Here is a 24,551-nt window from a genome sequence, read left to right as displayed (position 1 = left end):
CGTCGTACCAATCAGCCGTTCCTCAACCAGCCTGACGAAACATCGAGGCTAGGGTCTCGGCATGGCACGCGTGGTGATCGTCGGTGGCGGGTACGGCGGTCTGGCGAGCGCCGTACGGCTGGCCAAGCTCGGCCACGACGTGACTCTCCTCGAGGCGTCCGAGACCCTCGGCGGGGCGCTCACCTCGATCAGCGAGGACGGCTTCACCTGGGACGCCGGGCCCGACGCCCTGCTCGTGCCCGCCGTCGTGCGCGATCTCTTCCGCAAGAGCGGCCGGCCGCTCGGCCCCGAGCTGGGCCTGGAGGGCGACGACGGCCTGGTGCCCCTGGAGACGGTCCGGGAGCACCGCTTCGCCGACAGGACCGTGCTGCGACTGCCGGGCGGGTCGCGCCGTGACCAGGTCGAGGCCTTCGAGGGGTTGAGCCCCGGGTTGGGCGAGCAGTGGGACGAGTACGTCCACGACTACGAGGAGGTCTGGGACCTCCTGCGCCGCCACTACTTCGAGGAACCGTGGCAGCCCGACTCCCTACCCAAGGACGTCGGTCGTCTCCTCGGCAGCCGCGACGTGCTCTACAAGCACCTCAAGCGCAGCTTTCGCGACGACCGCCCCGCGACGGTGGCCGCGCACACGTTCGTCGCCGACGGCCACGACCTGCGCAACGTGCCGACCTGGGCCGGGGTGGTCACCTACCTCGAGCAGTGCTTCGGCGCCTGGACCCTGCCTGGCGGCCTCCACGGGCTGCGTGACCTCCTCGCCGCGCGACTGGCGACGCGCGGCGTCACCGTCCTGGTCGACACCCCGGTGCGCGACATCGAGGTCCGCGCAGGCCGGGCCGTGGCGGTCAGCACCACCCGCGGCGGCGAGATCCCGGCCGACGTGGTCGTGTGTGCCGTCGACCCCCGCCGGATGCCGGCGCTGGCGTCGTACGTCGAGCGCACCATGCCGGCGATCCCGCCGGTCGTCACCCACCTCGGCCTGACCGGGGACGTGCCCGACCTCCCCCACGAGACCGTCCTGCACGGCGACCCGATGCTGGTGATCCGTCCCGGAGGCCAGGCCCCCGACGGCTGCACCGCCTGGACCCTGCACGGGAGAGGTCGGCTCGCCGAGGACATGCTGCGGGTCCTCGCCCGCGCGAAGATCGACGTCCGGGACAACGTCGTGGCCCGGATCGACCGTTCGCCCCGCGAGCTCGTCACCGACTGGGGCGGCTCGCCGCACGGCGTGCTCTGGCAGGGCCGGCACACCGTGCGTCAGCGTCTCGGCCCCAGGACCCCCGTCGAGGGCGTGTACGCCGTCGGGGCGCACGCGACCCCGGGCGCCGGACTGGCCTACGTCGGACTCGGCGCTGCTCTCGTCGCCGCCGAGGTCGGACCCGCCTGATCCCGGCCGACCCGCCCGAGCCCGCCTGGCTACGCGGTGATCTGCAGCCGCTCGAAGATCTCCAGCGTCGCGCGCGAGTTGTTCAGCGTGTAGAAGTGCAGGCCGGGAGCACCGCCGGCGAGCAGCTCGGCGCACAGCTCGGCGGCCAGCGAGATGCCCTCGGCACGGATGTCCTCGGGCTCGGTGTGGGCCGAGATCCGCGCGATGATGTCCGGCGGCACCTCGGTGCCGACGAGGTCGCCCTGGCGACGGATGGCGTTGAGGTTCAGGATCGGCATGATGCCCGGCAGGATCGGCAGGTCGACGCCGCGCGCCCGCACCCGCTCGACCAGCGAGAAGTAGTCGGCGGCCCGGAAGAACATCTGCGTGACGGCGTACTCCGCACCCGCCCTGGCCTTGGCGACGAGCACGTCGGCGTCGTGGTCGAGCGACTCCGAGCTCGGGTGGCGCTCGGGGAAGGCGGCGACGCCGATCCGGAAGTCGCCGCGCGAGCGGGCGAGCTCGACGAGGTCGGTGGCGTAGGTCAGGCCGCCCTCGGTGGGCGTCCACGGCGCACGGGGGCCCTCGGGCGGGTCGCCGCGCAGCGCCATCAGGTGGTGGACGCCGGCCTCCGTGTAGGAGTCGAGGATCTTCTCCAGCTCCTGGCGCGTGTGACCGACACAGGTCAGGTGGGCCACCGGGGTCATCGACGTCTCGCGCGCGATCCGGCCGGTGATGTCCACTGTCAGGTCGCGGGTCGAGCCGCCGGCGCCGTACGTCACCGACACGAAGCTCGGCTGGTAGGGCTCCAGGGCGTTGATCGCCTTCCAGAGACGCTCTGCGCCGGCCTCGTCCTTGGGCGGGAAGAACTCGAAGGACACCGAGCGGTCCCCGTCGCCGATGAGCTCGGCCATGCTGCGTCCGTGACCCGTTGCCATGACGACAGGGTAGGAGGAATAGCCTCGTTCTCGTGAAACAGCGCGGTGGGTGGGACGACGTGACCTTCCGCACGGAGCTCGACGCGACGCTCGCGGACTTCCTCGACGCGCAGGCCGAGCGACTCGTGCCGCTGGGCGCGGACGCCGATCGTCTCGTCGCCGAGTCGCGTACGGCGGTCGCCGGCGGCAAGAAGTTCCGTGCGGCCTTCTGCCACTGGGGATTTCGTGCCCTGGCTGCCCCCGGTGACGCCGTCGAGGAGCGCGCCCTGCTGCGCGCCTGCGCGTCGCTGGAGCTGCTCCACGCCAGCGCCCTGGCCCACGACGACCTGATGGATGCCTCCGACACCCGACGCGGGCGACCCGCGACCCACCGGGCCTTCGAGGCAGAGCACCGCGCGGACTCCTGGCGTGGCAACCCGGAGCAGTACGGCGCCGCCGCGGCGATCCTGCTGGGCGACCTGCTGCAGGGCTGGGCCGACGAGCTGCTGCGGCGCTGCGGCTTCGGGTGGGAGCGCGTCGGGCCCGCGCTCGAGGTCTTCGACCTGTGCCGCACCGAGGTGATCGCGGGGCAGTTCCTCGACGTGTCGGTCCAGGCCCGCGGGCGCGCCGACGTCGACACCGCGATGACGGTGCTGCGCTACAAGTCCGCCAAGTACTCCATCGAGCGCCCCCTGCACGTCGGGGCCGCGCTCGCCGGCGCGACGGCCGGCCAGCTCGACGCCCTGTCCGCCTTCGGACTGCCGCTGGGCGAGGCCTTCCAGTTGCGCGACGACCTCCTCGGCGTCTTCGGCGACCCGACCACCACGGGCAAACCCGCCGGCGACGACCTCGTCGAGGGCAAGCGGACCGTCCTGGTCGCCCTCGCCCTCGACGCCGCTCCCCCGGCCGACGCCGCGCTGCTCGACCGCTCCCTGGGCACTCCGCTGTCTCCCCCGGAGGTGGAGCGGCTGCGCGACGTCATCGAGGCCAGCGGCGCCCACGCCCAGGTCGAGGCCGTCATCGGAGAGCTCGCCACGATCGCGGTGGCGGCCCTCGACGACGCCGACGTCGACCCCGAGGCGCGCGAGGTGCTGCGCGGGCTCGCCGCGGCGGTCACCCAGCGCGTGGTCTGACGCGGTCGGTGCGGGTGCAGGAATCCCCGGTTCCCCGGGGATTCCTGATCTTCCTGGGGGTTGCAACCCCCAGGAACATCAGGAAACCCCTGGGAAGTCCGCTCCGGACGACGAGAATCCGGCGCCTCGAAGCAACGTGGTGACCTGGGAGGCGCCGAGCAGGTCGAGGGCGATCGCGGTGACGCGCGGCTCGGCGCGGGCGAAGTCGCCCCAGTCGTCCCACAGCAGCAGCTGGGAGCCGTCGCAGTCGCCGAGGCAGTCGGCGAGCGCGTCGAGGTTGCGGCCGTAGTACGGCGGGAAGGTCAGTGCCTGCGAGATCGCCTCGTGGAAGTCGCCGACCGTCACCACCGCCGACCCGGCCAGGTGGCCGAAGCGCCAGCCCGCTCGTCGTACGACGCCACGGACGTAGGCGACGTCCAGCGACGAGGACCACCGGTGCACCCCGGGCACGAGGTCGGAGGCGAACACCTCCGCGAGGGGCCCGCCCGGTCTCACAGCAGGATCCGCGAGAACGACGCGTAGTGGTCGTCGGTCCAGTAGAGCTCGCCGTCGGCGCCCTCCACGATCCGGCGGGCACCGCGGTCGGAGGAGCCCGGCGTCTCGACGGTGAACTCCTGGTAGTAGCCGCGGTCGAAGTCGGGCAGCAGCCCCTCGTAGTTGCCGAAGGTGCTGCCGTCCTTGTCATAGGCGTACGGCGGTCCGCGCTCGATCGCCTCGACGGTCTCGGCCGCCTCGGGCGGCAGGTCGAGCAGGTAGACCGTCGGCAGGCCGGAGTCGGGGTCGATGGTGGGCGGTGCCTCGGGCTCCTGCGTGGAGGAGGGCTCGGGCTGCACGCCCTCCGAGGTCCCGGAGGTGGACGTTGCGCCGGGCGACTCGCCAGCGGTCGGGTCGGCGGACGGCTCCGTGGACCCGGACGACGGCTCGGCCGACGGGCTGGCCGCGGGCGCCGAGGCGCTGGTGTCGTCCGTGGCCGTCGTGGCGGTGCCGGGGTCGCGGCCGTTCAGGAGCCAGACACCGGCGGCGACGGCGACGACCAGGACGAGGGCGAGAGCCCCTCGCGAACGCTGCGGGCGGGAGTCGTCGCCGTCCTCGGGCGGCGGGATGCGGGAGACCATCGAGACCAGGGACCCCGCTCAGAACGCCATGGCCTGCGCGCGGCGCTTGACCTCGCTGCCGCGGTTCTCCAGGAGGGCGTCGATGCCCCGTCCGGGGAAGTCTTGGTCGAGGTAGAGCCAGGCGATGATCTCGCGGTCGTCGTACCCGTTGTCGTGCATCATCGTCAGCAACCCGGGCAGGCCCTTGACCGGGAGGCCGTCGACGATGAAGTCGGCGGGCAGCTGCTGTCCGGCGCCCGGCGACGGCACGGCGGCCGCGAGCTCGTGGTCACGGATCATCGTGCGGACCTTCGCCACGGTGACCTCGAGGCGTCGAGCTGCTTCGGCCCAGTCGATCCACTCGGGCACCAGGGCAGCCAGGTCGACCTCGGCCAGGGACGGCTCGGAGGTGGGGTCGGGACTCATGGGTCCATCGTGTCACGGGCGCCACGCCGTCGGCCGCGCTGGCGGGTCCTGGCGGCGGTCCGACCGTAGACTGACGACCTCCGGCGCCTTCCCCTGCCGGAGCCCAGGAGGGTCGCCCGTGGTCCCAGACGTGCCTGACGTGCCCGCAAGGGCTGGCGCAAGCCTGCCCTCGGACGCCGTGCGCGGGCGCCTGCTCGACGGCCGCTACCGCATCGGCTCGCGGATCGCGCGCGGCGGGATGGCCAGCGTCCACGAGGCCCACGACATCCGCCTCGACCGCACCGTCGCGGTCAAGATCATGCATCCCGGACTCGGCGACGGCGACTCCGGCGACTTCGCCGAGCGGTTCGTCCGCGAGGCCCGCGCCGCGGCCCGGCTCTCCCACCCCAACGTGGTCGCCGTGTACGACCAGGGTGACGACGACGGCACGGTCTTCCTCGTCATGGAGCTGGTGCCCGGCCACACCCTGCGCGACGTCGTGTCCAAGGAGAGCCCGATGGCGCCCTCGCGCGCCCTGGCCCTCCTCGAGCCCGTCGTCTCCGCGCTCGCCTCGGCGCACCGCAACGGGCTCATCCACCGTGACGTCAAGCCCGAGAACGTCCTCATCGCCGACGACGGGCGGGTCAAGGTCGCCGACTTCGGCCTCGCCAAGGCAGTCAGCGCCGAGACCCAGCACACCGCGACCCAGGGCGTCCTGATCGGCACCGTGTCCTACCTCGCTCCCGAGCTCGTCGTCGACGGTCGCGCCGACGCCCGCGCGGACGTGTACGCCGTGGGAGTGGTGCTCTACGAGCTGCTGACCGGGGTCAAGCCCCACGAGGGCGAGACCCCCATCCAGGTCGCCTACAAGCACGTCCACCACGACGTCCCCCCACCCTCCGAGCGGGTGCCCGAGCTGCCGGCGTACGTCGACGCGCTCGTCGCGCGGGCGACGGCTCGCGACCGGTCCCTGCGCCCCGCCGACGCCGCGATCCTGCTGCACCAGGTGCACCGCGTCGCCAACGCGCTGGCGGCCGGCGTCCGCGACGACGTCGAGCTCACCCAGGACCTCAGCCCGGCCTACTCGGTGCGCAACGACCTCGACCGGGACACCTCTCGGGGCACCGACACCGCTCCCGAGCCGTGGGACGCCGGCGAGATGGAGGCGCTGCTCGCCCCGGGTCCCGCCCGGCCCGACTCACCCGAGGCGACCACGACGTACCCCCTCGCGAAGCCGCCACCCCCGGCACCCACGCCCGTCCAGGCGAAGGCCCCGGGGCCGACCCGTCGACCGAGGCCGCCCACAGCGCCGCGACAGCGCCGCTCGAAGCGCGGCCTGGTCCTCCTCCTGGCCGCGCTCCTCGTCGCGGGCGCCGTCGGCGGTGGTGCGTTCTGGTACGGCTGGGCCCGCTACGCCACGGCCCCCCAGGTGCTGGGAGCCGAGGACGCCACCGCGGTCGCCGCCCTCGAGAGCGCCGGCCTCGAGGTCGCCTACACCGAGCCTGCCTACGACTCCGAGGTGCCGGAGGGCTCCGTGGTGAGTGCCGACCCCGGTGGCGGCGCCCAGGTCCTGCCCGGCGACACGGTCACCTTGACGCTCTCGCTCGGCAAGCTGCTGGTGCCCCAGGTCCGTGGCCTCGACGAGGACGCCGCCCAGGACGCCCTGCTCGCCGTCCGGCTTGAGTTCGGGGAGAGCAAGGGCCGCTACAACGAGCAGCAGCCCGAGGGCACCGTGCTGCGCAGCGTCCCGGACAGGGGAACCGAGCTCAGCCCCGGCGACACCGTCGACCTGGTCCTCAGCAAGGGCCGGCGCCCGATCAAGGTCGGCTCGTGGGTCGGCAAGGACATCGACAAGGCCACCGAGAAGCTCGAGAAGCGGGACCTCGTCGCCACCGTCGTCTCCGAGGAGTTCGACGACGACGCCCCGGCAGGACAGGTGCTGTCCCAGTCGCCTGCTCAAGGCACCCTCAACAAGGGCGACGTCGTCTCGCTCACGGTCTCGAAGGGGCCCGAGCTGATCCAGGTGCCCGACGTCGCGCGCTTCGGGATCAACGCGGCGATCAACGCACTCGAGGACGCCGGCTTCCGCACCGAGACCAAGCGCAACAGCGTCTTCTACGCCGGGCTCGGCTTCGCGGTCAGCACCGATCCCGACGCGGGCACGATGGCGCCCAAGGGAAGCCTGGTCACGATCACCGTGGTCTGAGCCGCGACCGCCTGCCGTCCCGCGTAACGTCCTGATCACGGTTCGAGCGGCGCCTTGCCTTCCGGGGCGCCGCCACCTTGGCTGAGCCGGTGACCCACTCGGACATCCTGCTCGACGAAGGTCCCTCGCGGCCGGGCACGGGCGGGGTCGAGGTGCGCTGCAGCGGCGTGGTCCACCTCTACCGCACGTTCGCCGGCCACGACGTCGTCGCCCTGCGCGGCGTCGACCTGACCATCGCGCCCGGTGAGCGCGTCGCGTTCCTGGGACCGTCGGGCTGCGGCAAGTCGACGCTGCTGACGCTGCTCGGTGGCATCCAGCGTCCCTCGGCCGGCCAGATTTTCGTCGACGGGATCGAGATCTCACGGATGAACGAGCGCCGGCTAACCGGCGTACGGTCGCGACTGGTCAGCACGATGCTGCAGGGCGCCACTCGCAACCTGCTCCCCTACGCCACGTCGCGGCAGAACGTCACCTTCGCCCGGCTCGGCGCGCCGGCCGCCGTACGTCGTGAGCTGCTGGCCGTGCCCGACCTGCTCGGCCTCGTCGGACTGGCCGACCAGATCGACCAGGTCGTCGGCACGCTCTCGGGTGGCCAGCGACAGCGACTGGCACTCGCCTGCGCCATCGCCACCGGGCCCCGACTGCTCCTCGCCGACGAGCCCACCAGCGCTCTCGGTCACGAGGACCGCGACCTCCTCGTGCGCCTCCTGCACCGCGTCGGCGACGAGTTCGGCACGACCATCGTGGTCGTCACCCACTCCTCGGAGGTGGCCGCGACCTTCCCCCGCACCGTGACGATGCGCGACGGCCGGGTCGGGGCCGAGGGACGCTCCGGATCCGCCTACGTCGTGGTGGGCGAGGACGGCACCCTGCACCTGCCCGACGACATCGCCGCGCAGTGGCCGCAGGGGACCCTGGTGCAGATCGAGGCCGCGGGGACCGACCGCGTTACGCTCACCCGCGCCGAGGCCACCCAGGGGGAGGCATGATCGAGATCCGCGATGTGGACTACCGCACCGCGGAGCGCACCCTGGTGAGCGACATCGACCTCGTCGTGCGGCCCGGTGAGCTGACCGCGATCTCCGGCACGAGCGGGTCCGGCAAGACCACGCTCCTCTCGGTCGTGGGTGGCCTGGTGCGGCCCAGCACCGGCTCGGTCCTCCTCGACGGCGAGGCAACCTGGCGAGGCTCCGGCGACCCATTGCCCGCGATGTCGTTCATCCTCCAGGTCTACGGCCTCGTGCCGATCCTCTCGGCGCGGGAGAACGTCTCCATCGCCCTGCGGGCTCGCGGAGTCGCTGCCCGGACAGCGGACGACGACGCCGAGGAGATGCTGGACCGCCTGCGCATCGGCGACCTCAGCTCCCGTCAGGTCGAGGAGCTCTCCGGCGGTCAGCTCCAGCGGGTGGCCTGCGCCAGGGCCCTGGCGGTGAAGGCCCCGGTGCTGCTCGCCGATGAGCCCACCAGCGAGCTCGACCACACCAGCCGTGACCTCGTGATGGGTCTGCTGCGCGAGCGCGCCGAGGCCGGGGCCACGGTCGTGGTCGCCACCCACGACGACGAGGTCGTCGACCAGTGCGACGTGCACCACCGGATGGACGAGGGTCGGCTCGTGTCCGTCTCCACGCCCGGATGAACAGCTGATGCCTGCCGCACGCCTCGCCCGGGTCCACGCCACGGAACTGATGGTGCTCGGGGGCACCACGGCAATCCTGAGCTCTGCCGGCGTGCTGGCGTGGGCCCTGCACCGCTCGGGAGGTGACCTGCTGGTCACGTTCCCTCTCGCACTGCTCGGCCTCGTCGGCGTGACGCTGGCGTCCCTGGACCTGGCGTGGGCGCGGCACCACGACCTCCTGGTCGCCCGACTGCGCGGCGTGCACGGCGTCACGGCCCTGCGGGTGGTCGCGGCCCCGGCGTGGGCTGCGGTGCTGCTCGGGACGATCGTCGGCCCCGCCGCGGCGTCAGGCTTCCTCGGCGCTGCGCCCGCTCGCTGGCCGACCCCAGATCGCTGGGGAGTAGGCGAGGGCGTCGCGGCAGCCGCCGTCGGTCTGATCTGCGCGGGCGTCGCGACCGGTACGACGCTTACCCTCTTCCGGTTGCCGATCGCGGCGACCTTCGTCAGTGGGCGGACGGCGCGCCAGCCGCTGACGCCCGCGGCCGTCGCCCGCGTCGCCGGCATCGGCCTCGTCGTCCTGGCTGCGATCACGCTCTACCGAGCGACGCAGCCCTCGGCGGCCTCCAGTGCGGTGGTCCTGGCCGGCGCCGGAGTCGGCGGGCTCACCGTGGGTCAGCTCGCCGTGTGGGGACTACGCGGGCTGAGCCGCACCTCCGCCGGGCGTCGTACGACCGCAGGGCTGCTCGGAGTACGGCGAGCCACCTCGACCGAGCACGCTCCGCGCCTGCGACTCGCGGTCGCTGCGGCGATCGTCGGGACAGCCGCCTGGTCTGGTGCCGCGGCAGCTGATGCCTGGGGACACGAGTCCGAGGCCCTGCGAGTCGGGGCTGCGATCTCGCTGTATCTTCCGGAAACATCGGCCTTGCAGACCTGGCAGCTGACCCAGGAGCTCGACCCGGAGGGCCGCTGGCTGATGGCCGCAGCCGTGAAGGACGATCGCGACGAGTCCGAGCTGCGAGTGGCGTACCTCGACGTCGAGCGCTACGAACGAGTGGCCGGCCCTGTGCTCGACGCCACCACGGGGAGCCTCGCCGGAGTCGTCGAGGACCTGCGCGACGCACCCGGGGTCGAGGTCTTCACGGGAGCCCGGTTGACGGCCTCGGCCCACCACCGGCCGGCTCGCGGCGGTGGCGAGCGCGCCCGGACCCCGTCGCTGCGGCTGTCGGTCGAGTACCTCGACGGCTCGGGGGTCGTGCAGAAGGTCGAGCTCCGACTGCGACCCGACGAACCCGACCAGCCGGACGCACTGTCCGGCGAGATCGCGCTCCCCCAGTGCGAGGTCGGCTGCGTGCTGCTCGGTCTCACCGCAACGGGCCGCTCGCGTGCGTCCGGTCGCCTCACCCTCGACACCCTCGTGGTGGACGACACCGACGTGAGCGGCGACGGATGGGTGTCACCGGACGGCCCGGCCGACGAACCACCCTCGCGCACGCTGGCCCTCGATCGACGCAGCGTCCCCGCGGCCGCGCGAACCGACCAACCGGTGCTCACCGCCGGCGACCCCAGCTGGACCGACGGCCCGGCCCGGGTCGTGGGCATCGGCGGCGGGGACCGACCGATCACGCGGCTCGGGTCCAGGGCCGCCCTCCCGCTCGTGCTCGGAGCCGGCCTCGTCGGTGACCTCCCCGTCGCCCTGGCAGGCTCCCGGGGCTCGGTGTCCGGGGTGCGCTCGGTCGTCCTGGCCCGGGGCGACACCCCACCCGACCTGCTGACGGCGCTGGTCGACCGCGGTGCCGACGAGCCGGTGCGGATCGATCCCGGATCCTCGCGTGCTCTCGGTCCGTCGGCCGCTGCCGACCTGCACCTGCGCACGCTCGTGGCCGTCGGCTCAGGACTTCTCGCCCTCGCGGCCCTGCTCGGGGGCGCACGCGGCCGTCGAGGCGCCGCGAGGCGCGACGCTGCGTCGCTCCGGGTGATCGGCATCGTCGCCGGCGTGCGTCGCCGCGCCCGGCTCGTCGAGGCCCTGCTCCTGGGGACGACGGTGCTCGCGGCCACCTCCGTGGGCGGCTGGCTCACGATGGCCGCGGTCACACACCGCGTTCGCCTGGTGCCGACCGGGCCGGCTCGACTCCCGGAGCCGGACGCCGTCGACGCGACAAGCGCCGTCGTCGCCGCCGCCCTGGCCGCGGTGGTGTGGATGGCGGTCCTGCTCGTGGCTGGACGTGAGCGGCGAGTCGCCGCGCTACTCACCGCGCGAGTCACCGCGCGACGTACCCCGAACCGGGAGCCGCGATGAGTCTGCTGGTGACCGTGCTCCGCGGTCTGCGCTCGCGCCTCGTGCTCTCCGCGGGCAGCCTCGTGCTCATCGCCCTCGCCGTCGGCGCCACCGTGCTGGGTCCGATGTTCCAGCAGGCGTCGGTGGAGTCCTACACGCTCGGACGCCTCGACCGGGCTCCCGCCACCCAGACCGCCCTGAGCTGGTCGCTCAGCCGCAGCGACCCTCAGGTCACCCTGGACGAGCTCGTCGCCTCTGGCACGCACCAGTTGCAGGTCGAACGGCCCGAGCAGTACGGCGCGCCCGAGATCACCTACTTCTCGGCGCTCCCCTCCGAGCCGGGGAGATCACCGGCGGCTTCGTTCATCGCACGAGAGGGAGCCTGCGAGATCCTCGAGGTCACAGGTCGCTGCCCGGCCGCCGCCGGAGAGGTCCTGGTCAACGAGGTCGACCTCGCCCCTCGCTCGCTGGGCGACACGATCAGGGTGGCCCGGCTCGGCCAGCAGGTCATCGTGGGCAGCTACGCGACTCCCATCACGTCCGAGAACTGGCTGCTGCCCGCGGTGCTCTCGAGCCTGCCGGCCTCACGACTCAGCGATGCCAGCCCCGGTCCCTACCTGGTGAGCGTCGATGCCTTCGCACGGCTGCCCGTCGCCGAGCAGCTCGTCGTGCTCGACAGTCGGTTGCGGGTGCCCGACAACCTCGATGACGAGACGCTCGACGCGCTTGTCCGACGGGCCGACGAGCTCGGCGAGTCCCGCTACCGCCTGGGCGAGAAGCGGGCCGAGGGAATCATGGAGGGACTCTCGGCGCTCAACAGCCTCGACTCCGTGCTCGAGGACGTGCGATCCCAGCGGGCGGCTGCCGCGGACGCGGTCACGCCAGCAGTCGTCTCCCTGATCCTGGTCGCTCTCGCGATGATCCTGCGCCTGCTCTCGGCCTCCGCCGAGCTACGCGTTCCCGAGCTCACGCTCGCGGGACTGCGGGGGGCGGGGCGGCGTCGCACGTGGCTGCTGGGACTGGCCGAGCCCGCGGCGCTGCTCGGAGCCGGGACCGCTCTGGGACTCGGAGTCGGCTTTCTCGCCACCCGCGAGCTGGTCGCGCGCTGGCTGCGCCCAGGGCTCGCGGTCGAGCTCCCCACCCTGTCCCTGACCGCTGCAGCACTCGTTGTGGTCGTGATCGCCGCGACCGCGGTGCTCGTCGTGGCCGAGTCGCTGCGCGAGACCCTCGGCGAGCGGCTGAGCGGCGTACGCCGTCCGCGCGCCGGATCGCGCGTCAGCGTCACCGTCGAGCTGGTCCTGGTCACCGCTGCGGTGGCCCTGCCCCTCGCCCAGATCGGGCGCGGATCGGGCGGTGAACTCGACGCCAGCGCCCTGCTCCTCCCGGTCGTGCTCGCCGTCGCGGCCGGCCTGCTCGTCACCCGGGCAGCAACCCTGCTGAGCGGCGCCTGCGCGCGACGGAGGACCGGCGGAAACATGTCGTGGTTCCTCGCCGTGCGTGCCCTGTCCCGGCGCGGGCAGGGCACCCTGGTGATGCTGCCGGTGACCAGCGCGATCGCCGTCGCGGTCTTCTCCCTCGGTGTCAGCGGCGCCGCCACCGACTGGCGCGACAGCGTCACCGCTACCCGGACGCCCGCGCCGTTCGTCTACTCCTCGCCCCTGCCGCTGGACGACACCCTGGCACTCACCCGGCGGTTGGATCCCGAGGGCCGTTGGCTGATGGCGGCGGCCCGCACGAGTGTCGCGAGCGGGCCGCTGGTCCTGTTCGACACCGCGAGGTTCGCCGAGGTCGCGACCTGGTCGGACCAGTGGTTGCCGGGCGCGGACGCCCAGGAGGTCGAGGACCTGCTGACCCTGTCCTCGCCACCGGTGGTCCTCACCGGCGAGCAGGTCGGCATCACCGTCACCAACGATTCCGTCGAGGCCACCCCGCTCACCGTGCAGCTCGACGTGTACGCGCCCGGCGCGGGACTGGACCGGATCTATCTCGGACCTTTCGGTCCCGGCACGTCGACATCCTCGGCCCCCGCGCCCACCTGCGCTGACGGGTGCGACCTGCGCGCCATCTCGGTCGGCGGTGGCGCCATCGCCTCGTCGCTGTCCCTGCACGGTGCGGTGGTCCTCGACAGCTTGACCGTCGGGTCGCAGGGGGTGCCCGACGCGCTCTCCCCCGACGGGTGGGATCCGACGAGCGCGGCGAGCCTCGGCGTCTCCCAGTCGGATGGTCTCGTCCTGGACGTCGACACCGGTGACGACATCGACATCGTCACGATCACCAGTCGTTCGCTCACCGCTCCGATCCCGGTGCTCGTCGGGGACGACGCAGCCGGGACTGTGAGTCTTCAGGACGGGCAGAGCGTCCTCGCAGAGCTCCAGTCGAGCACTCCTGTGGACGTCGTCGGAGCTCCGTCGAGCACGCCCTTCCTCGGACCGCGCGGCACCGTGGTCGACCTGGTCGCGGCCGACGCGCTGCTCTCGCTGACCGGCGACCTGACGACGTCGTACGTGCTGCTGGCCGCGGGCACTCCCGATGCGATCATCGAAGGTCTCGGGGCGTCGGGGCTGACGATCGACGGCACGGCCGAGGAGACCAGGTCCGAGCTCGACCAGGGTGCCTACGCGCAGGCGCTGCGGCTCTACCAGGCCGTGGCTGCGGTCATCCTGGTCATGGCGCTCGGTGGCCTCCTCGTGAGCCTGAGCGTGCAGCTGCCTGCTCGACGACGTGATGCGGCCTCGCTCCGGGTGGTCGGCGTCCCTCGACGCACGATCTGGCTCGCCACGGGGTGGGAGTCCCTGGTCACGCTCGGTGGGGCAGCGCTGGCCGGCCTGGCCGCCGGGGTGCTGGCGCAGGTCGTGCTGCTGCGCGACCTGACGCTCGGCGTGATCGAGGACCGTGCGACGCCGCCGGTCGTGGCAGGCCTCGACGTGACCCGGGTCGGGGTGCTGGCCGCCGTGATCGCCCTCGTGCTGCTCGTCGTCGCACTCGCGACCAGCATCGTGGTCGTGCGAGGCGCCGGCGGCGCCACCCTGCGCGAGTCGGCGCGCTGAGCCGCCTCTATCGTCCGTGCCATGCGCAACCCGGTCGGCACCCACGTCCTTGTCGGCGCCGGGCTCGTCAAGGGCGCGCTCGCCTCAGCCGAGGAGCTGGGGTGCGAGACGCTGCAGGTGTTCGTGGGCAACCCACGGGGGTGGGCGCTCAGTCCCGGCAAGCCCGCCGAGGACGCCGCCTTCGCCGCCGCCACGGCCGAGCGCGGCCTGCGCACGTTCATCCACACGCCGTACCTCGTCAACCTGGGCTCGCCGACCCCCGCGACGTACGAGCGCTCGGTCGCGCTCGTCGCGCACAACCTGCGTCGCGCCGCCGAGATCGGCGCTGAGGGCGTCGTCGTGCACACCGGGTCGTACGTCGACCCCGCGGGCGACCCGGAAGGCGCGGACGACCGACAGGCGGCCGCGCTGTCCCAGGTGCGCGAGGGCCTGCTGCCGCTGCTGGACCTCGTGGCCGACGACGGCGCGCCCTGGCTGCTCCTGGAGCCGACCGCGGGGCAGGGCCGCTCGTTGTGCGCCGGCGTGGAGGACCTCGAGGCCTACCTCGGCGCGCTCGACTTCCACCCGAAGGCCGGCATCTGCCTCGACACCTGTCACGTCTTCGCAGCCGGGGCGCCCCTGGACGAGCCGGGTGGTGCTGCGGCGACCCTGGAGCGGATCGTCGAGATCGGCGGCCCCGGTCGGCTGCGCCTGATCCACGCCAACGACTCGATGGACGTGCGCGGTGCGATGAAGGACCGTCACCAGAAGCTGGGCGCGGGACACATCGGCGTCGACGCCTTCGCCGAGATGCTCGCGCACCCGGCGACCGAGGGCGTCCCGTTCGTGCTCGAGACGCCCGGCTCTCGGTCGGTGGGCGATCCCGACATCGCCCTGCTCAAGCGTCTGCGCACCGGGTGAGCACGGTGACGCCATGATGCGGAGCCCGCCGACCCCGTCGACGACCGTGCTCGCCACGGGCGCCCTGCTCGCGATGACGGCCTGCTGGGGTTCGACGTTCTTCCTGATCAAGGACCTCCTCGACCGCGTGCCGACCCTCGACTTCCTGGCGGTCCGCTTCGCCGTGGCCGGTCTGGTGATGGTGGCCGTCGCCCCGCGCGCGCTGCGCCGCCTGTCACCGCTCGCGCGGCGTCGCGCGGTGGTGCTCGGCGCGCTGTACGGCGTCGCGCAGATCCTGCAGACCGCCGGTCTCGCGCACACCGCGGCCAGTGTCTCCGGCTTCATCACCGGCCTCTACGTCGTCGCCACGCCGCTGCTGGCCGCCGTGCTCCTGCGCACGCGGATCAACGGCCTCACCTGGGCGGCCGTCGCCCTGGCCACCAGCGGTCTGGCCGTCCTCACCCTCGACGGGATCGCCCTGGGGTACGGCGAGGCGATCACCCTCGTGGCCGCGATCCTCTACGCCCTGCACATCGTCGCGTTGGGCGCCTGGTCGACCGCCGAGGACGCCCTGGGGATGTCGATCGCGCAGGTGCTGGTGATCGCGCTGATCTGCCTCGTCGCGACCGCGCCCGACGGGCTGGTCCTGCCGGCAACGGTCGCGGACTGGCTCTCGGTGCTCTACATGGCGCTCGTCGCCGGGGCACTGGCGTTGGTGGCGCAGACCTGGGCGCAGGCGCATCTCGCCCCGACCCGTGCCGCGATCGTGATGAGCATGGAGCCGGTCTTCGCGGCCACCTTCGCCGTCGGTCTCGGCGGCGAGTCGCTGACCTGGCGCCTGCTCGGTGGCGGGGCGATGGTGCTCGTCGCGATGCTGGTGGTCGAGGCGGGTCCGCGGCGTCCGATCGAGGGCGAGGTCCAGCACCTGGCGGTATGAGCGCGGTGCTCCCACCGATGCCACGTGACCGTCCCACGCCCTGGAACACCCGCGCGCAGCATGTGTCGCCCTGGTTACAGTCCTCCACGTGGCGCACACCTATTTCTTTGGACACCTGCCGGGAGCACCCGTGCAGGCTCGTCCTTAGACGCGCCCGCACCCACCAACGCCCCGGCCGCAGCCGGGGCGTTCGTCATGTCCGGGCCGCAGCCGGGGTCCACACGAGAAACCGAGGAATCCCATGGTCGTCGTCATGTCCCCCGATGCCACTGCCGAGGACGTCGCGCACGTCGTCGAGAAGGTCGAGGGCGTAGGTGGTGAGGCGTTCGTCAGCAAGGGCGTCGTACGCACCATCATCGGGCTGGTCGGCGACCTCGAGTCGTTCCACCACCTCAACCTGCGCACGCTCAAGGGCGTGGCCGACGTGCACCGCATCTCCGACCCCTACAAGCTCGTCAGCCGCCAGCACCATGCCGACCGGTCGACGGTGTGGGTGGGCAAGGAGGGCAAGCGCGTCCCGATCGGTCCCGACACGTTCACCTTCCTGGCTGGCCCCTGCGCGGTCGAGTCCGCCGAGCAGACCCTCGAGGCCGCTCGGATGGCGCAGTCGGCGGGCGCGACGATCCTGCGCGGCGGTGCCTACAAGCCGCGGACCTCGCCGTACGCCTTCCAGGGTCTGGGCGTGAAGGGGCTGGAGATCCTGGCCGACGTCAGCGCCGCGACCGGGCTGCCCGTGGTCACCGAGGTCGTCGACGCCCGCGACGTCCCGGTCGTCGCCGAGCACGCCGACATGCTGCAGATCGGCACCCGCAACATGGCCAACTTCGGTCTGCTGCAGGCCGCCGGCGACGCCGGCAAGCCCGTGCTCCTCAAGCGCGGGATGACCGCGACGATCGAGGAGTGGCTGATGGCCGCCGAGTACATCGCCCAGCGTGGCAACCTCGACGTGGTCCTGTGCGAGCGCGGCATCCGGACCTTCGAGCCGGCGACCCGCAACACCCTGGACGTCTCCGCGGTGCCGGTGGTGCAGGCCACCAGCCACCTGCCGATCATCATCGACCCCTCGCACGCCGCGGGCCGCAAGGACCTCGTCGTACCCCTCTCGCGCGCCGGCATCGCCGTGGGCGCCGACGGCGTCATCGTCGACGTGCACCCGGATCCCGAGACCGCGCTGTGCGACGGTCCGCAGGCTCTGCTCGGTGCCGACCTGCGGGAGCTCGCCCAGGCCGTACGCCGGCTCCCCGAGGCGGTCGGCCGGGCCCAGGCGCACGACTTCGTCGGGCGCGGCTGACCTGGGGAGGCGCTGATCCCCGCGTGGCGCCCGCCCCGCGAGCTGATCAACGCCTTTCCAGAGTGACCTACCCTGGTCCGATGTCGGCGCCGCAACCGAGCGCTGCGGAGGAGGGACGTCGCAGATGGATCCGGTGGATCGAGGGACCGGTGGTGAGCCCCCGCACGGCGCACCACGCTGCCTGTCCTGCGGTCACGACCTCGGGATCGGACGGTTCTGCGTCAATTGCGGCCATCCCAAGGATGCCCCCGTCGACAGCACGGCTGAGCGGCCGGCCGTCCGTCCGATCCCGCCCCCGCCGGTCCACGAGCCGCCCCGTCCGGCGCGCTTCCCGCTCTTCGCCGACGAGACCGCTGCGCACGGGGCGACGACAGGTTCGACAGGCGGCTCGGCTGCGGACGCCGGTCGGCCGACGGCGCTGACCCCGGCGGCCGCCCCGCCGGCTCCTTCGGGCCACCGACGGCCGCGTTCGGCGGCTCCCTGGTGGGCCCTGGGCCTCGTCGCCGCCATCCTGCTGTTCGGGGGCGGCGGGGTGCTGCTCGTGACCAGCTCGCTGGGCGACGACGACACCGCCGGCGACCCGGCGACCGCTCCTGTGTCGACGCCGTCGCCGAGCGCCGACGAGTCCGACGAGTCCGACGAACCCAGCGAGTCCCCCTCACCTGACGACGCAGACGACGGCGACGACGGCGACGACGACGAGCCGGTGGACCTCGCCAGCCGCGCCGAGGCCACGCCTCCCGACACCGCCGCGCCCAGCCGCGACGTCAGTGGCAACGCCGTGCGCTACGAGGCGTTCAACATGCTCGACGGGCAGGCCGACACCGCCTGGCGGATGCCCGGCGACGCCTCGGGCCGCGAGATCGTCTTCCGCCTCGACTCCCCCACGACGTTGGTCGGCGTCGGCCTGATCAACGGGTACGCCAAGGTCGAGCCGGGCTACGACGGCTACGCGGCCAATCGCCGGATCAAGGCCGTGGAGTGGGTCTTCGCCGACGGCACTGTCGTGCCGCAGAAGCTCGGCGACGACCTCGCGCTGCAGGGCGTCGAGGTCGACCGGATCGAGACCGACACCGTCACGTTGCGCATCGTGAAGGTCTCCGAACCCGGCACGGGCTCCGCAGGTCGCGACTACACCGCGATCAGCGACGTCGCCCTGGTCGGCACCACCGCGTGATCTGGTCCGGGGGAGCCCTCGGTCGGCTCTCCCCGCAGCGGCGCCGGTTCTGGGTCGCGATCGTCGGCCTGGTGCTGGTCGTCGTGCTGGTCCCGGTCGCGCGAGTCGTCGTCGACCGGGTGACCCCCACCGACCCGGTCGCGCAGGACGAGCCGGGACCGGTGCTGCTCGTGCCGGGGTACGGCGGCTCGACCGCCTCGTTGGAGACCCTCGAGTTCTTCCTGACCCGAGACGGGCGCGACGTCACGATCGTGGCGCCCGACGACGGCACCGGCGACCTGCGAGAGCAGGCCGTGGGGCTGGCCGCGAGCATCGACGACGTCCTCGACCGCAGCGGTGCCGACTCGGTCGACCTCGTGGGGTACTCCGCTGGCGGCGTCGTCGTGCGGTGGTACGTCCAGGAGCTCGGCGGCGACGACGTCGTACGTCGGGTGGTCACCCTCGGCTCCCCCCACCACGGCACCGACCTGGCTGCCCTGGCCGCCGGTGTCGCCGGGGGTGCGTGCCCGGTCGCCTGCCAGCAGCTGGCGCCCGACAGCGACCTGCTCTTCACCCTCAACCGCGGTGACGAGACCCCTGCCGGACCCCGCTACACCGCCATCTGGACCGAGGACGACCAGACAGTGCTCCCCGCCGACTCCGGCTCCTTGGACGGCGCGCTCTCCTATGCCGTGCAGGACGTGTGCCCGGACCTCACGGTGAGCCACGGGGACCTGCCGCGGGCGGGCGTGGTGCTCGTGATGGTGCAGGCTGCGCTCGGGGTCGACCGGCCGCGGGTGCCGGGGGCTCGGGTGTGCGGGTAGCTATTCCGTGACGTCCTTGGTCGCGAAGTTGGCCCACGCAGCGGCGAAGAAGACCGCGACGTAGGTCCCCTGCAGGATCACCCCGGCCTGGAGGTCACGCCACAGGATCGGGTCGCGAAAGAGGTCCACGAAGGCCAGCCAGTAGCGCGTGGGCAGGTAGTCGCGGATCGCCTCGGACGCGTCCAGGGTGAGCAGCAGCGAGGATCCGACGAAGATCGACATCGTGCCCAGTGCCGCGCCCAGCGACGACGAGGCGACCGTCGAGAGGAAGAGCGCGATCGCGGCGACTCCCAGCATGCAGAGCATCGCGTAGCCCAGCGCCAGGAACGTGCGGCCCACCAGCTCGGGGGTCGACAGCGACGTGCCGGACACGCTCGTGGAGCCGACCACCTGGACGCTCTGGTCGCCGAGCAGCGTGACTCCCACGACGTACGCCGTCGCCGCCACGACCAGGACCGTCAGCACGACGAACGCCATCGCGGCCACGAGCTTGGCCACGAGCAGCCGGAGCCGTCCGACGGGACGCACGAGCACGTAGCGCAGCGTCCCCGCGGCGGCCTCGCCGGCGATCGCCTCGCCCGCGGTGACCGAGACCGCGATCGGGAGGAACAGCGGCAGCACGATCGCGAGCGCCGCGAGCGGGAAGAGGGTGCCGTCGGTGAGCACGGCGGACAGGAACGCCGGTCCCTCCCCGGGGCGCGGCCCCAGGTCGGTCACGGCGAGGAGCACCCCGACCAACGTGGGCAGGGCGTCGATCAGCAGGACCGTCGTCCACGTCCGGCGGCTGCGCAGCAGCTTGCTCAGCTCGACGCGGATCACGAGGCGTCCTGGACGTCGCGGGACGGGCGGGCGAACGTGTCGTTGCCCCCCGAGGTGGCGGCGAGCACCACGTCCTCCAGCGAACGACGCTCCACGCTCAGCTCGTCGACACCGATCCCGGCGCGCACCAGCTCGGCGTTCAGCTGCGCCGCGTCCGGAGCCCGTACGGCGAGGCGCCGGTCGTCGTGCTGCTCGACGCTGCGTCCGAGCCGGTCCAGGTGTGCGAGGGCCGCGCCCGGCTCCGGAGTGCCGAGCAGGATCCGCCCGGTCGGGGCGCGCAGGACGGCGAGCTGCTCCTGCACCACCATCCGGCCCCGGTCGAGCACGCCGACGCGGGTGCACAGCTGCTCGATCTCGGTGAGCAGGTGGCTGGAGACGAAGATCGTCGTGCCGTCGGCGTTGAGCTCGAGGAGCAGTGCCCGGATGTCGCGGATGCCCTGCGGGTCCAGGCCGTTGGTCGGCTCGTCCAGCACGAGCAGGCGAGGACGACGCAGCAGCGCCGCGGCGAGGCCGAGCCGCTGTCGCATCCCCAGGGAGTAGTTCTTGACCGGGCGCTCGTCGACTCCCCCGAGCCCCACGCGGTCGAGGGTCTCCTCGACCCTGTCCTTGCGCCCGGTGCGGCGACTGCGCGGCGCCATCGCGTCGAACAGCGTCAGGTTGGCGCGCCCCGACAGGTGCGCGTAGGCAGCCGGGCCCTCGATCATCGACCCCACGTGCGGGAGCACCTCGCGTCCCGAGCGCGGCATCGGCCGGCCGAGGACCTCGATCTCACCCGACGTGGCCAGGACCAGCCCGAGCAGCATCCGCACGGTGGTGGTCTTGCCCGAGCCGTTGGCACCCAGGAACCCGTAGACGTCTCCCTCGCGCACGTCGAGGCTCAGGTCGGAGACCGCCTCGAAGCGGCCGAAGTACTTCGTCAGACCCTGGGTCCGGATCGCCGTGTCTCCGCTCATTCGAACCGCCCGCGCAGTCGCACCCCGGCGACGATGTCCTCGGCGGCCCGCAGGAGCGTCTCGTCGGTCACCGTGCCGGCCAGCACGTAGCTGAAGCCCTCGCTGGTGAGGAAGACGCTCACCGGTCCGACGGCCAGCAGCGTCCCGGCGTCGGTGGCGACCGCCGCGGGGCTTCCGAGCAACGACTCGCGCAGGTCGTCGGCATCGCCCTCCCTCAGGGGCACGGCGATCAGGCGGGTGACCCCGGTGCCGTAGACGCCGACCGCGCCGTTGCCCGCCGTACGACGCTCGAGGCCGGCGACGCGCCTCGGCACCCGGAAGGGCGCGTACTGGTTGGCGGCGTCGGCCAGGTCGACGGTGTCGTCGAAGTCCCGCTCGACCTGCCCGGACCAGGTGTCGGCGACCTGGGCCGGCTCGGGAGCGGCAGCGGAGAACTCCCGGAACGCTGTGGTGAGCACCGGGGTGCTGGACGCACCGGCGTAGACCTCGACCCTCAGGGCGAGGCCGGTGTCCTCGTCGACCCACAGGTCGACGTGGTCGATCGTCGTCTGCTCCGAGGTGGGTTCGAGTCGCAGGCCGGGCGCGGAGACGCCCGCGATCCGTCGTGCCGGCAGCCGGGAGACCTCCTCGGCGCCGGCACCGTCGGTGGTGATCCGACCCATCGACGGCGGCACCAGGTCGGAGGTCCGGGGCAGCCGGATCTCCGGGTCGCGGCTGGTGACCGCGCGCGCTCGTTCGTAGTCGTAGGACGTCGTCCGCTCGCCGTCGTGGACCAGGTCCTCCTCACCGCTGAGCAGCAGGCGGTTGACCCTCCAGGCGTCCTCGTCCTGCCACCACACGCGCAGTCGCATCCGGTCGCCGAACAGCTCGGCGAGGTCGCTGAAGTCGTCGCCCACCGCGAGCTGGACGGCACCGTCGGTCTCGACGTACCCGCTGTAGGCCCGCTCGCCCGATGTTTGGACGCGGCTGAGCAGCTCCGCGGCGGTGACGTCGCTGGCCGAGGCCGGCAGCAGTCGGGGCAGCAGGGGGGCGAGGATGACGAGCGCCGCCACGAGGGCCACGAGAGACCAGCGGCGCAAGGGCGTCATCCCAGTGACGGTACGGGGGCGCGCCTGAGGCGTCCGGCACCCGCCACGCCACCTACAGCCGGGCGAGGACCGCCGCGGCACGCTCGGCGTCGTCCCGGGACACGTCGAGGTGGGTCACCAGGCGCACGGTGGTCGGGCCGACGGTCGCGACGCGCACGCCCTGCTCGGCAGCCCTGGTGACGTACGACGCCGCGTCGGCCGCGTCGCGTCGGGGTACGACGACGATGTTGGTCTCGACCCCGGCCGGGTCGACGCCACAGGCCTCGGCCAGGAGCCGGGCGTGGGCGTGATCCTCGGCCAGACGCTCGACGTGGTGGTCCAGGGCGTGCTCGGCGGCGGCGGCGAGGACGCCCACCTGGCGCATCCCCCCGCCCATCCGCTTGCGCCAGACCCGGGTCTCGGCGACGACGTCGCGACTCGCGACCAGCATCGAGCCGACCGGGGCGCCGAGCCCCTTGGAGAAGCACACGGAGATCACGTCGGCACAGGCGCCGTACTCGGCCAGCGGGGTGCCGGTGGCGACGTGGGCGTTCCACAGGCGCGCGCCGTCGAGATGGATGCGCGCCCCCACGCCCACGGCGTACTCCTTGAGGTCGCGCAGGTCGGCGAGCGGCAGCACCGCTCCGCCGGCGAAGTTGTGGGTGTTCTCGACCGAGATGGCCGCGGTGCGCACGAAGAACGGCCCCATGTCCGGGGCGAAGAGCGACTGGATCGTCGGGAGGTCGACCTGTCCTCGAGGGTGGATCCAGGTGCGCATCGTGACACCGCTGTAGGCGCCGTGGGCGCCCAGCTCGGCACGCGCGATGTGGGCGCGCGACTCGCACAGCACCTCCTCACCCGGGGCCACCAGGGCGCGCACGCCCAGGACGTTGGACATCGACCCGGTCGGCATGAAGAGCGCTGCCTCGTGGCCGAGCAGTCCAGCGACGCGCTCCTCGAGCGCGGTGACCGTGGGGTCCTCGCCGTACACGTCGTCGCCGACCTCGGCGTCCGCCATGGCGGCGCGCATCGCGCCGGTGGGGCGGGTGAGGGTGTCGGAGCGGAGGTCGATCATCGGGGTGTCCTTCAGGTTGTCGGTCGGCTCACTGGGCTTCGAGACGCGTCGCTCCGGACCTCGTGCCTCGGTCCGACGCCGAGCGCTCCTCAACCTTCCGCACGTTCAGGTCCGCCTGAGCAAGCTCAGACCGAGCGGGCTCGGAGCATCTCCGCGACGAGGAAGGCGAGCTCGAGCGACTGCACCCGGTTGAGGCGCGGGTCGCAGACCGACTCGTAGCGATTGCCGAGGTCGATCTCGAGCAGCTCCTCGCCGCCGCCCACGCACTCGGTCACGTCGTCGCCGGTGAGCTCGACGTGTACGCCGCCGGGCCAGGTGCCGAGCTCGTGGTGGACGTCGAAGAAGCCCTGGACCTCCTCGATGACGTCGTCGAAGCGCCGAGTCTTGTAGCCCGAGCTCGCCTCGAAGGTGTTGCCGTGCATCGGGTCGCAGACCCAGGCGACCTGCAGCCCGGCGGCGGTGACCTTCTCGACCAGCGAGGGCAGACCGTCGCGGATCCTGCCGGCACCGAAGCGGGTGATGAAGGTCAGCCGCCCGGCCTCGTTGTCGGGGTTGAGCCGACCGGCCAGCGCGATCGCGTCGTCGGCGGTCGTGGTGGGACCGAGCTTGACCCCGATCGGGTTGCGCACCTGGCTCAGGAGCTCGACGTGGGCGCCCGTGAGCTGACGGGTCCGCTCGCCGATCCACACGAAGTGGCCCGACAGGTCGTAGTGCTGCTGGGTGCGGGAGTCGAGGCGGCTCATCGCGTGCTCGTACTCGAGCACCAGCGCCTCGTGGGAGATGTGGAAGTCGACGTGGTGGAACTCGTCGGGGTCGGCCCCGATGGCCTCCATGAACGCCATCGCCCGGTCGATCTCGTGCGCCATCGCCTCGTAGCGCTGGCCGGCGGCGGACTCGGCGACGAAGTCGGTGTTCCAGGTGTGGACCTGTCGCAGGTCGGCGTACCCGCCGGAGATGAACGCGCGGATCATGCTCAGCGTGGCCGCCGAGGTGCGGTGCACCTCGAGCAGGCGCGCAGGGTCGGGCACCCGCGACTCCGCGGTGAACTCGAAGCCGTTGACCGCATCACCCCGGTACGCCGGCAGCGTGACGCCGGCGCGTGTCTCCAGGTCGGAGGAGCGCGGCTTGGCGTACTGGCCGGCCAGGCGACCCAGCTTGACCACCGGGACCGAGGCGGCGTACGTCAGCACCACCGCCATCTGCAGCAGGACCCGCAGCTTGTTGCGGGTGTTGTCGGCGGTGACGCCGGCGAACGTCTCGGCGCAGTCGCCACCCTGCAGCAGGAACGCCTCGCCCCGGGCGACGGCGGCCAGCTTGGTGGTCAGCTCGTCGCACTCGGCGGCGAAGACGAGCGGGCGCGCGGCCCGGAGCTGGGCGACGGTGGAGTCGACGAGGGCACGCTCGGGGTACGTCGGCTGCTGGGCCGGGTTGAGCGCGTGCAGGCTCGCGAGATCGGGGAACGACACGCTGACAGCCTATGCGGGAGTCGAGGAAG

Annotated in this window: 21 protein-coding genes; 12 read left to right on the top strand and 9 right to left on the bottom strand. The window is 72.8% G+C overall.

The window, feature by feature from the left end; genetic code table 11:
* Positions 1–61: 61 nt before the first annotated feature.
* A complete protein-coding gene (locus Q1K33_RS06845; RefSeq protein ID WP_300402046.1) occupies positions 62–1,384 on the top strand; it encodes an NAD(P)/FAD-dependent oxidoreductase in 1,323 nt (440 codons plus the stop codon).
* 29 nt (positions 1,385–1,413) lie between these two features.
* On the opposite strand, the gene metF is transcribed toward Q1K33_RS06845, so the two are convergent.
* Positions 1,414–2,301 carry a methylenetetrahydrofolate reductase [NAD(P)H] gene (metF, locus tag Q1K33_RS06840; protein WP_300402045.1) on the bottom strand — a complete coding sequence of 296 codons (888 nt, stop codon included), beginning with the start codon at positions 2,299–2,301 and terminating at the stop codon, positions 1,414–1,416.
* Positions 2,302–2,333: 32 nt separating this feature from the next.
* On the opposite strand from metF, the gene Q1K33_RS06835 reads away from it, so the two are divergent.
* Complete coding sequence (locus Q1K33_RS06835; protein ID WP_300402043.1) at positions 2,334–3,413, top strand: polyprenyl synthetase family protein; 1,080 nt, start codon at positions 2,334–2,336, stop codon at positions 3,411–3,413.
* A gap of 78 nt (positions 3,414–3,491) precedes the next feature.
* On the opposite strand, the gene Q1K33_RS06830 is transcribed toward Q1K33_RS06835, so the two are convergent.
* The 3 genes from Q1K33_RS06830 to Q1K33_RS06820 are packed head-to-tail and all read right to left on the bottom strand — an operon-like array spanning position 3,492 to position 4,933.
* On the bottom strand, positions 3,492–3,881 hold the full coding sequence (locus Q1K33_RS06830; RefSeq protein WP_300402041.1) for a barstar family protein: 390 nt from the start codon (positions 3,879–3,881) through the stop codon (positions 3,492–3,494).
* Between the two features lie 23 nt (positions 3,882–3,904).
* Positions 3,905–4,528 (bottom strand): ribonuclease domain-containing protein, encoded by a 624-nt coding sequence (locus Q1K33_RS06825; protein ID WP_300402039.1) that lies wholly within the window; start codon positions 4,526–4,528, stop codon positions 3,905–3,907.
* An 18-nt stretch (positions 4,529–4,546) separates the two neighbouring features.
* Entirely contained in the window at positions 4,547–4,933 is a 387-nt protein-coding gene (locus tag Q1K33_RS06820) for an Rv2175c family DNA-binding protein (RefSeq protein ID WP_300402037.1), read from the bottom strand.
* 139 nt (positions 4,934–5,072) lie between these two features.
* Between Q1K33_RS06820 and Q1K33_RS06815 the strand changes: the two genes are divergently transcribed.
* The 10 genes from Q1K33_RS06815 (at position 5,073) to Q1K33_RS06770 (ending at position 19,142) form a co-directional block, all read left to right on the top strand.
* Positions 5,073–7,118 (top strand): Stk1 family PASTA domain-containing Ser/Thr kinase, encoded by a 2,046-nt coding sequence (locus tag Q1K33_RS06815; protein WP_300402035.1) that lies wholly within the window; start codon positions 5,073–5,075, stop codon positions 7,116–7,118.
* An 89-nt stretch (positions 7,119–7,207) separates the two neighbouring features.
* Positions 7,208–8,107 carry an ATP-binding cassette domain-containing protein gene (locus Q1K33_RS06810; protein WP_300402033.1) on the top strand — a complete coding sequence of 300 codons (900 nt, stop codon included), beginning with the start codon at positions 7,208–7,210 and terminating at the stop codon, positions 8,105–8,107.
* On the top strand, positions 8,104–8,754 hold the full coding sequence (locus Q1K33_RS06805; RefSeq protein ID WP_300402031.1) for an ATP-binding cassette domain-containing protein: 651 nt from the start codon (positions 8,104–8,106) through the stop codon (positions 8,752–8,754). The genes Q1K33_RS06810 and Q1K33_RS06805 overlap by 4 nt, the downstream gene beginning before the upstream one ends.
* A 7-nt stretch (positions 8,755–8,761) precedes the next feature.
* On the top strand, positions 8,762–11,029 hold the full coding sequence (locus tag Q1K33_RS06800; RefSeq protein ID WP_300402029.1) for a hypothetical protein: 2,268 nt from the start codon (positions 8,762–8,764) through the stop codon (positions 11,027–11,029).
* Entirely contained in the window at positions 11,026–14,055 is a 3,030-nt protein-coding gene (locus Q1K33_RS06795; RefSeq protein WP_300402027.1) for an FtsX-like permease family protein, read from the top strand. The genes Q1K33_RS06800 and Q1K33_RS06795 overlap by 4 nt, the downstream gene beginning before the upstream one ends.
* A gap of 21 nt (positions 14,056–14,076) precedes the next feature.
* Positions 14,077–14,955, top strand: a complete 879-nt coding sequence (locus Q1K33_RS06790) for a deoxyribonuclease IV (RefSeq protein ID WP_300402026.1) — start codon at positions 14,077–14,079, stop codon at positions 14,953–14,955.
* Positions 14,956–14,968: 13 nt separating this feature from the next.
* Positions 14,969–15,871, top strand: coding sequence for a DMT family transporter (locus Q1K33_RS06785; RefSeq protein ID WP_300402024.1), 903 nt, complete (start codon positions 14,969–14,971; stop codon positions 15,869–15,871).
* 253 nt (positions 15,872–16,124) lie between these two features.
* Positions 16,125–17,162, top strand: a complete 1,038-nt coding sequence (aroF, locus tag Q1K33_RS06780; RefSeq protein WP_300402022.1) for a 3-deoxy-7-phosphoheptulonate synthase — start codon at positions 16,125–16,127, stop codon at positions 17,160–17,162.
* Positions 17,163–17,703: 541 nt separating this feature from the next.
* Positions 17,704–18,339, top strand: a complete 636-nt coding sequence (locus Q1K33_RS06775) for a hypothetical protein (protein WP_300402020.1) — start codon at positions 17,704–17,706, stop codon at positions 18,337–18,339.
* Positions 18,336–19,142 (top strand): alpha/beta fold hydrolase, encoded by an 807-nt coding sequence (locus Q1K33_RS06770; protein ID WP_300402018.1) that lies wholly within the window; start codon positions 18,336–18,338, stop codon positions 19,140–19,142. Before Q1K33_RS06775 ends, Q1K33_RS06770 begins: the two co-directional genes overlap by 4 nt.
* Here the strand turns inward: Q1K33_RS06770 and Q1K33_RS06765 are convergent, their stop codons facing one another.
* From Q1K33_RS06765 to Q1K33_RS06745, 5 genes are all read right to left on the bottom strand, one after another.
* A complete protein-coding gene (locus Q1K33_RS06765) occupies positions 19,143–19,961 on the bottom strand; it encodes an ABC transporter permease subunit (RefSeq protein ID WP_300402016.1) in 819 nt (272 codons plus the stop codon).
* Positions 19,958–20,914, bottom strand: coding sequence for an ATP-binding cassette domain-containing protein (locus Q1K33_RS06760; RefSeq protein ID WP_300402014.1), 957 nt, complete (start codon positions 20,912–20,914; stop codon positions 19,958–19,960). Before Q1K33_RS06760 ends, Q1K33_RS06765 begins: the two co-directional genes overlap by 4 nt.
* Complete coding sequence (locus Q1K33_RS06755; RefSeq protein ID WP_300402012.1) at positions 20,911–22,002, bottom strand: hypothetical protein; 1,092 nt, start codon at positions 22,000–22,002, stop codon at positions 20,911–20,913. Before Q1K33_RS06755 ends, Q1K33_RS06760 begins: the two co-directional genes overlap by 4 nt.
* A 52-nt stretch (positions 22,003–22,054) precedes the next feature.
* Positions 22,055–23,056, bottom strand: coding sequence for a GntG family PLP-dependent aldolase (locus Q1K33_RS06750; RefSeq protein WP_300402010.1), 1,002 nt, complete (start codon positions 23,054–23,056; stop codon positions 22,055–22,057).
* Positions 23,057–23,181: 125 nt separating this feature from the next.
* Positions 23,182–24,522, bottom strand: a complete 1,341-nt coding sequence (locus Q1K33_RS06745) for a class II 3-deoxy-7-phosphoheptulonate synthase (protein ID WP_300402008.1) — start codon at positions 24,520–24,522, stop codon at positions 23,182–23,184.
* Positions 24,523–24,551: the final 29 nt, after the last annotated feature.

This window comes from Nocardioides sp., assembly GCF_029937575.1.
GTDB lineage: Bacteria > Actinomycetota > Actinomycetes > Propionibacteriales > Nocardioidaceae > Nocardioides.
This window is presented reverse-complemented; position numbering and strand designations above follow the sequence as displayed.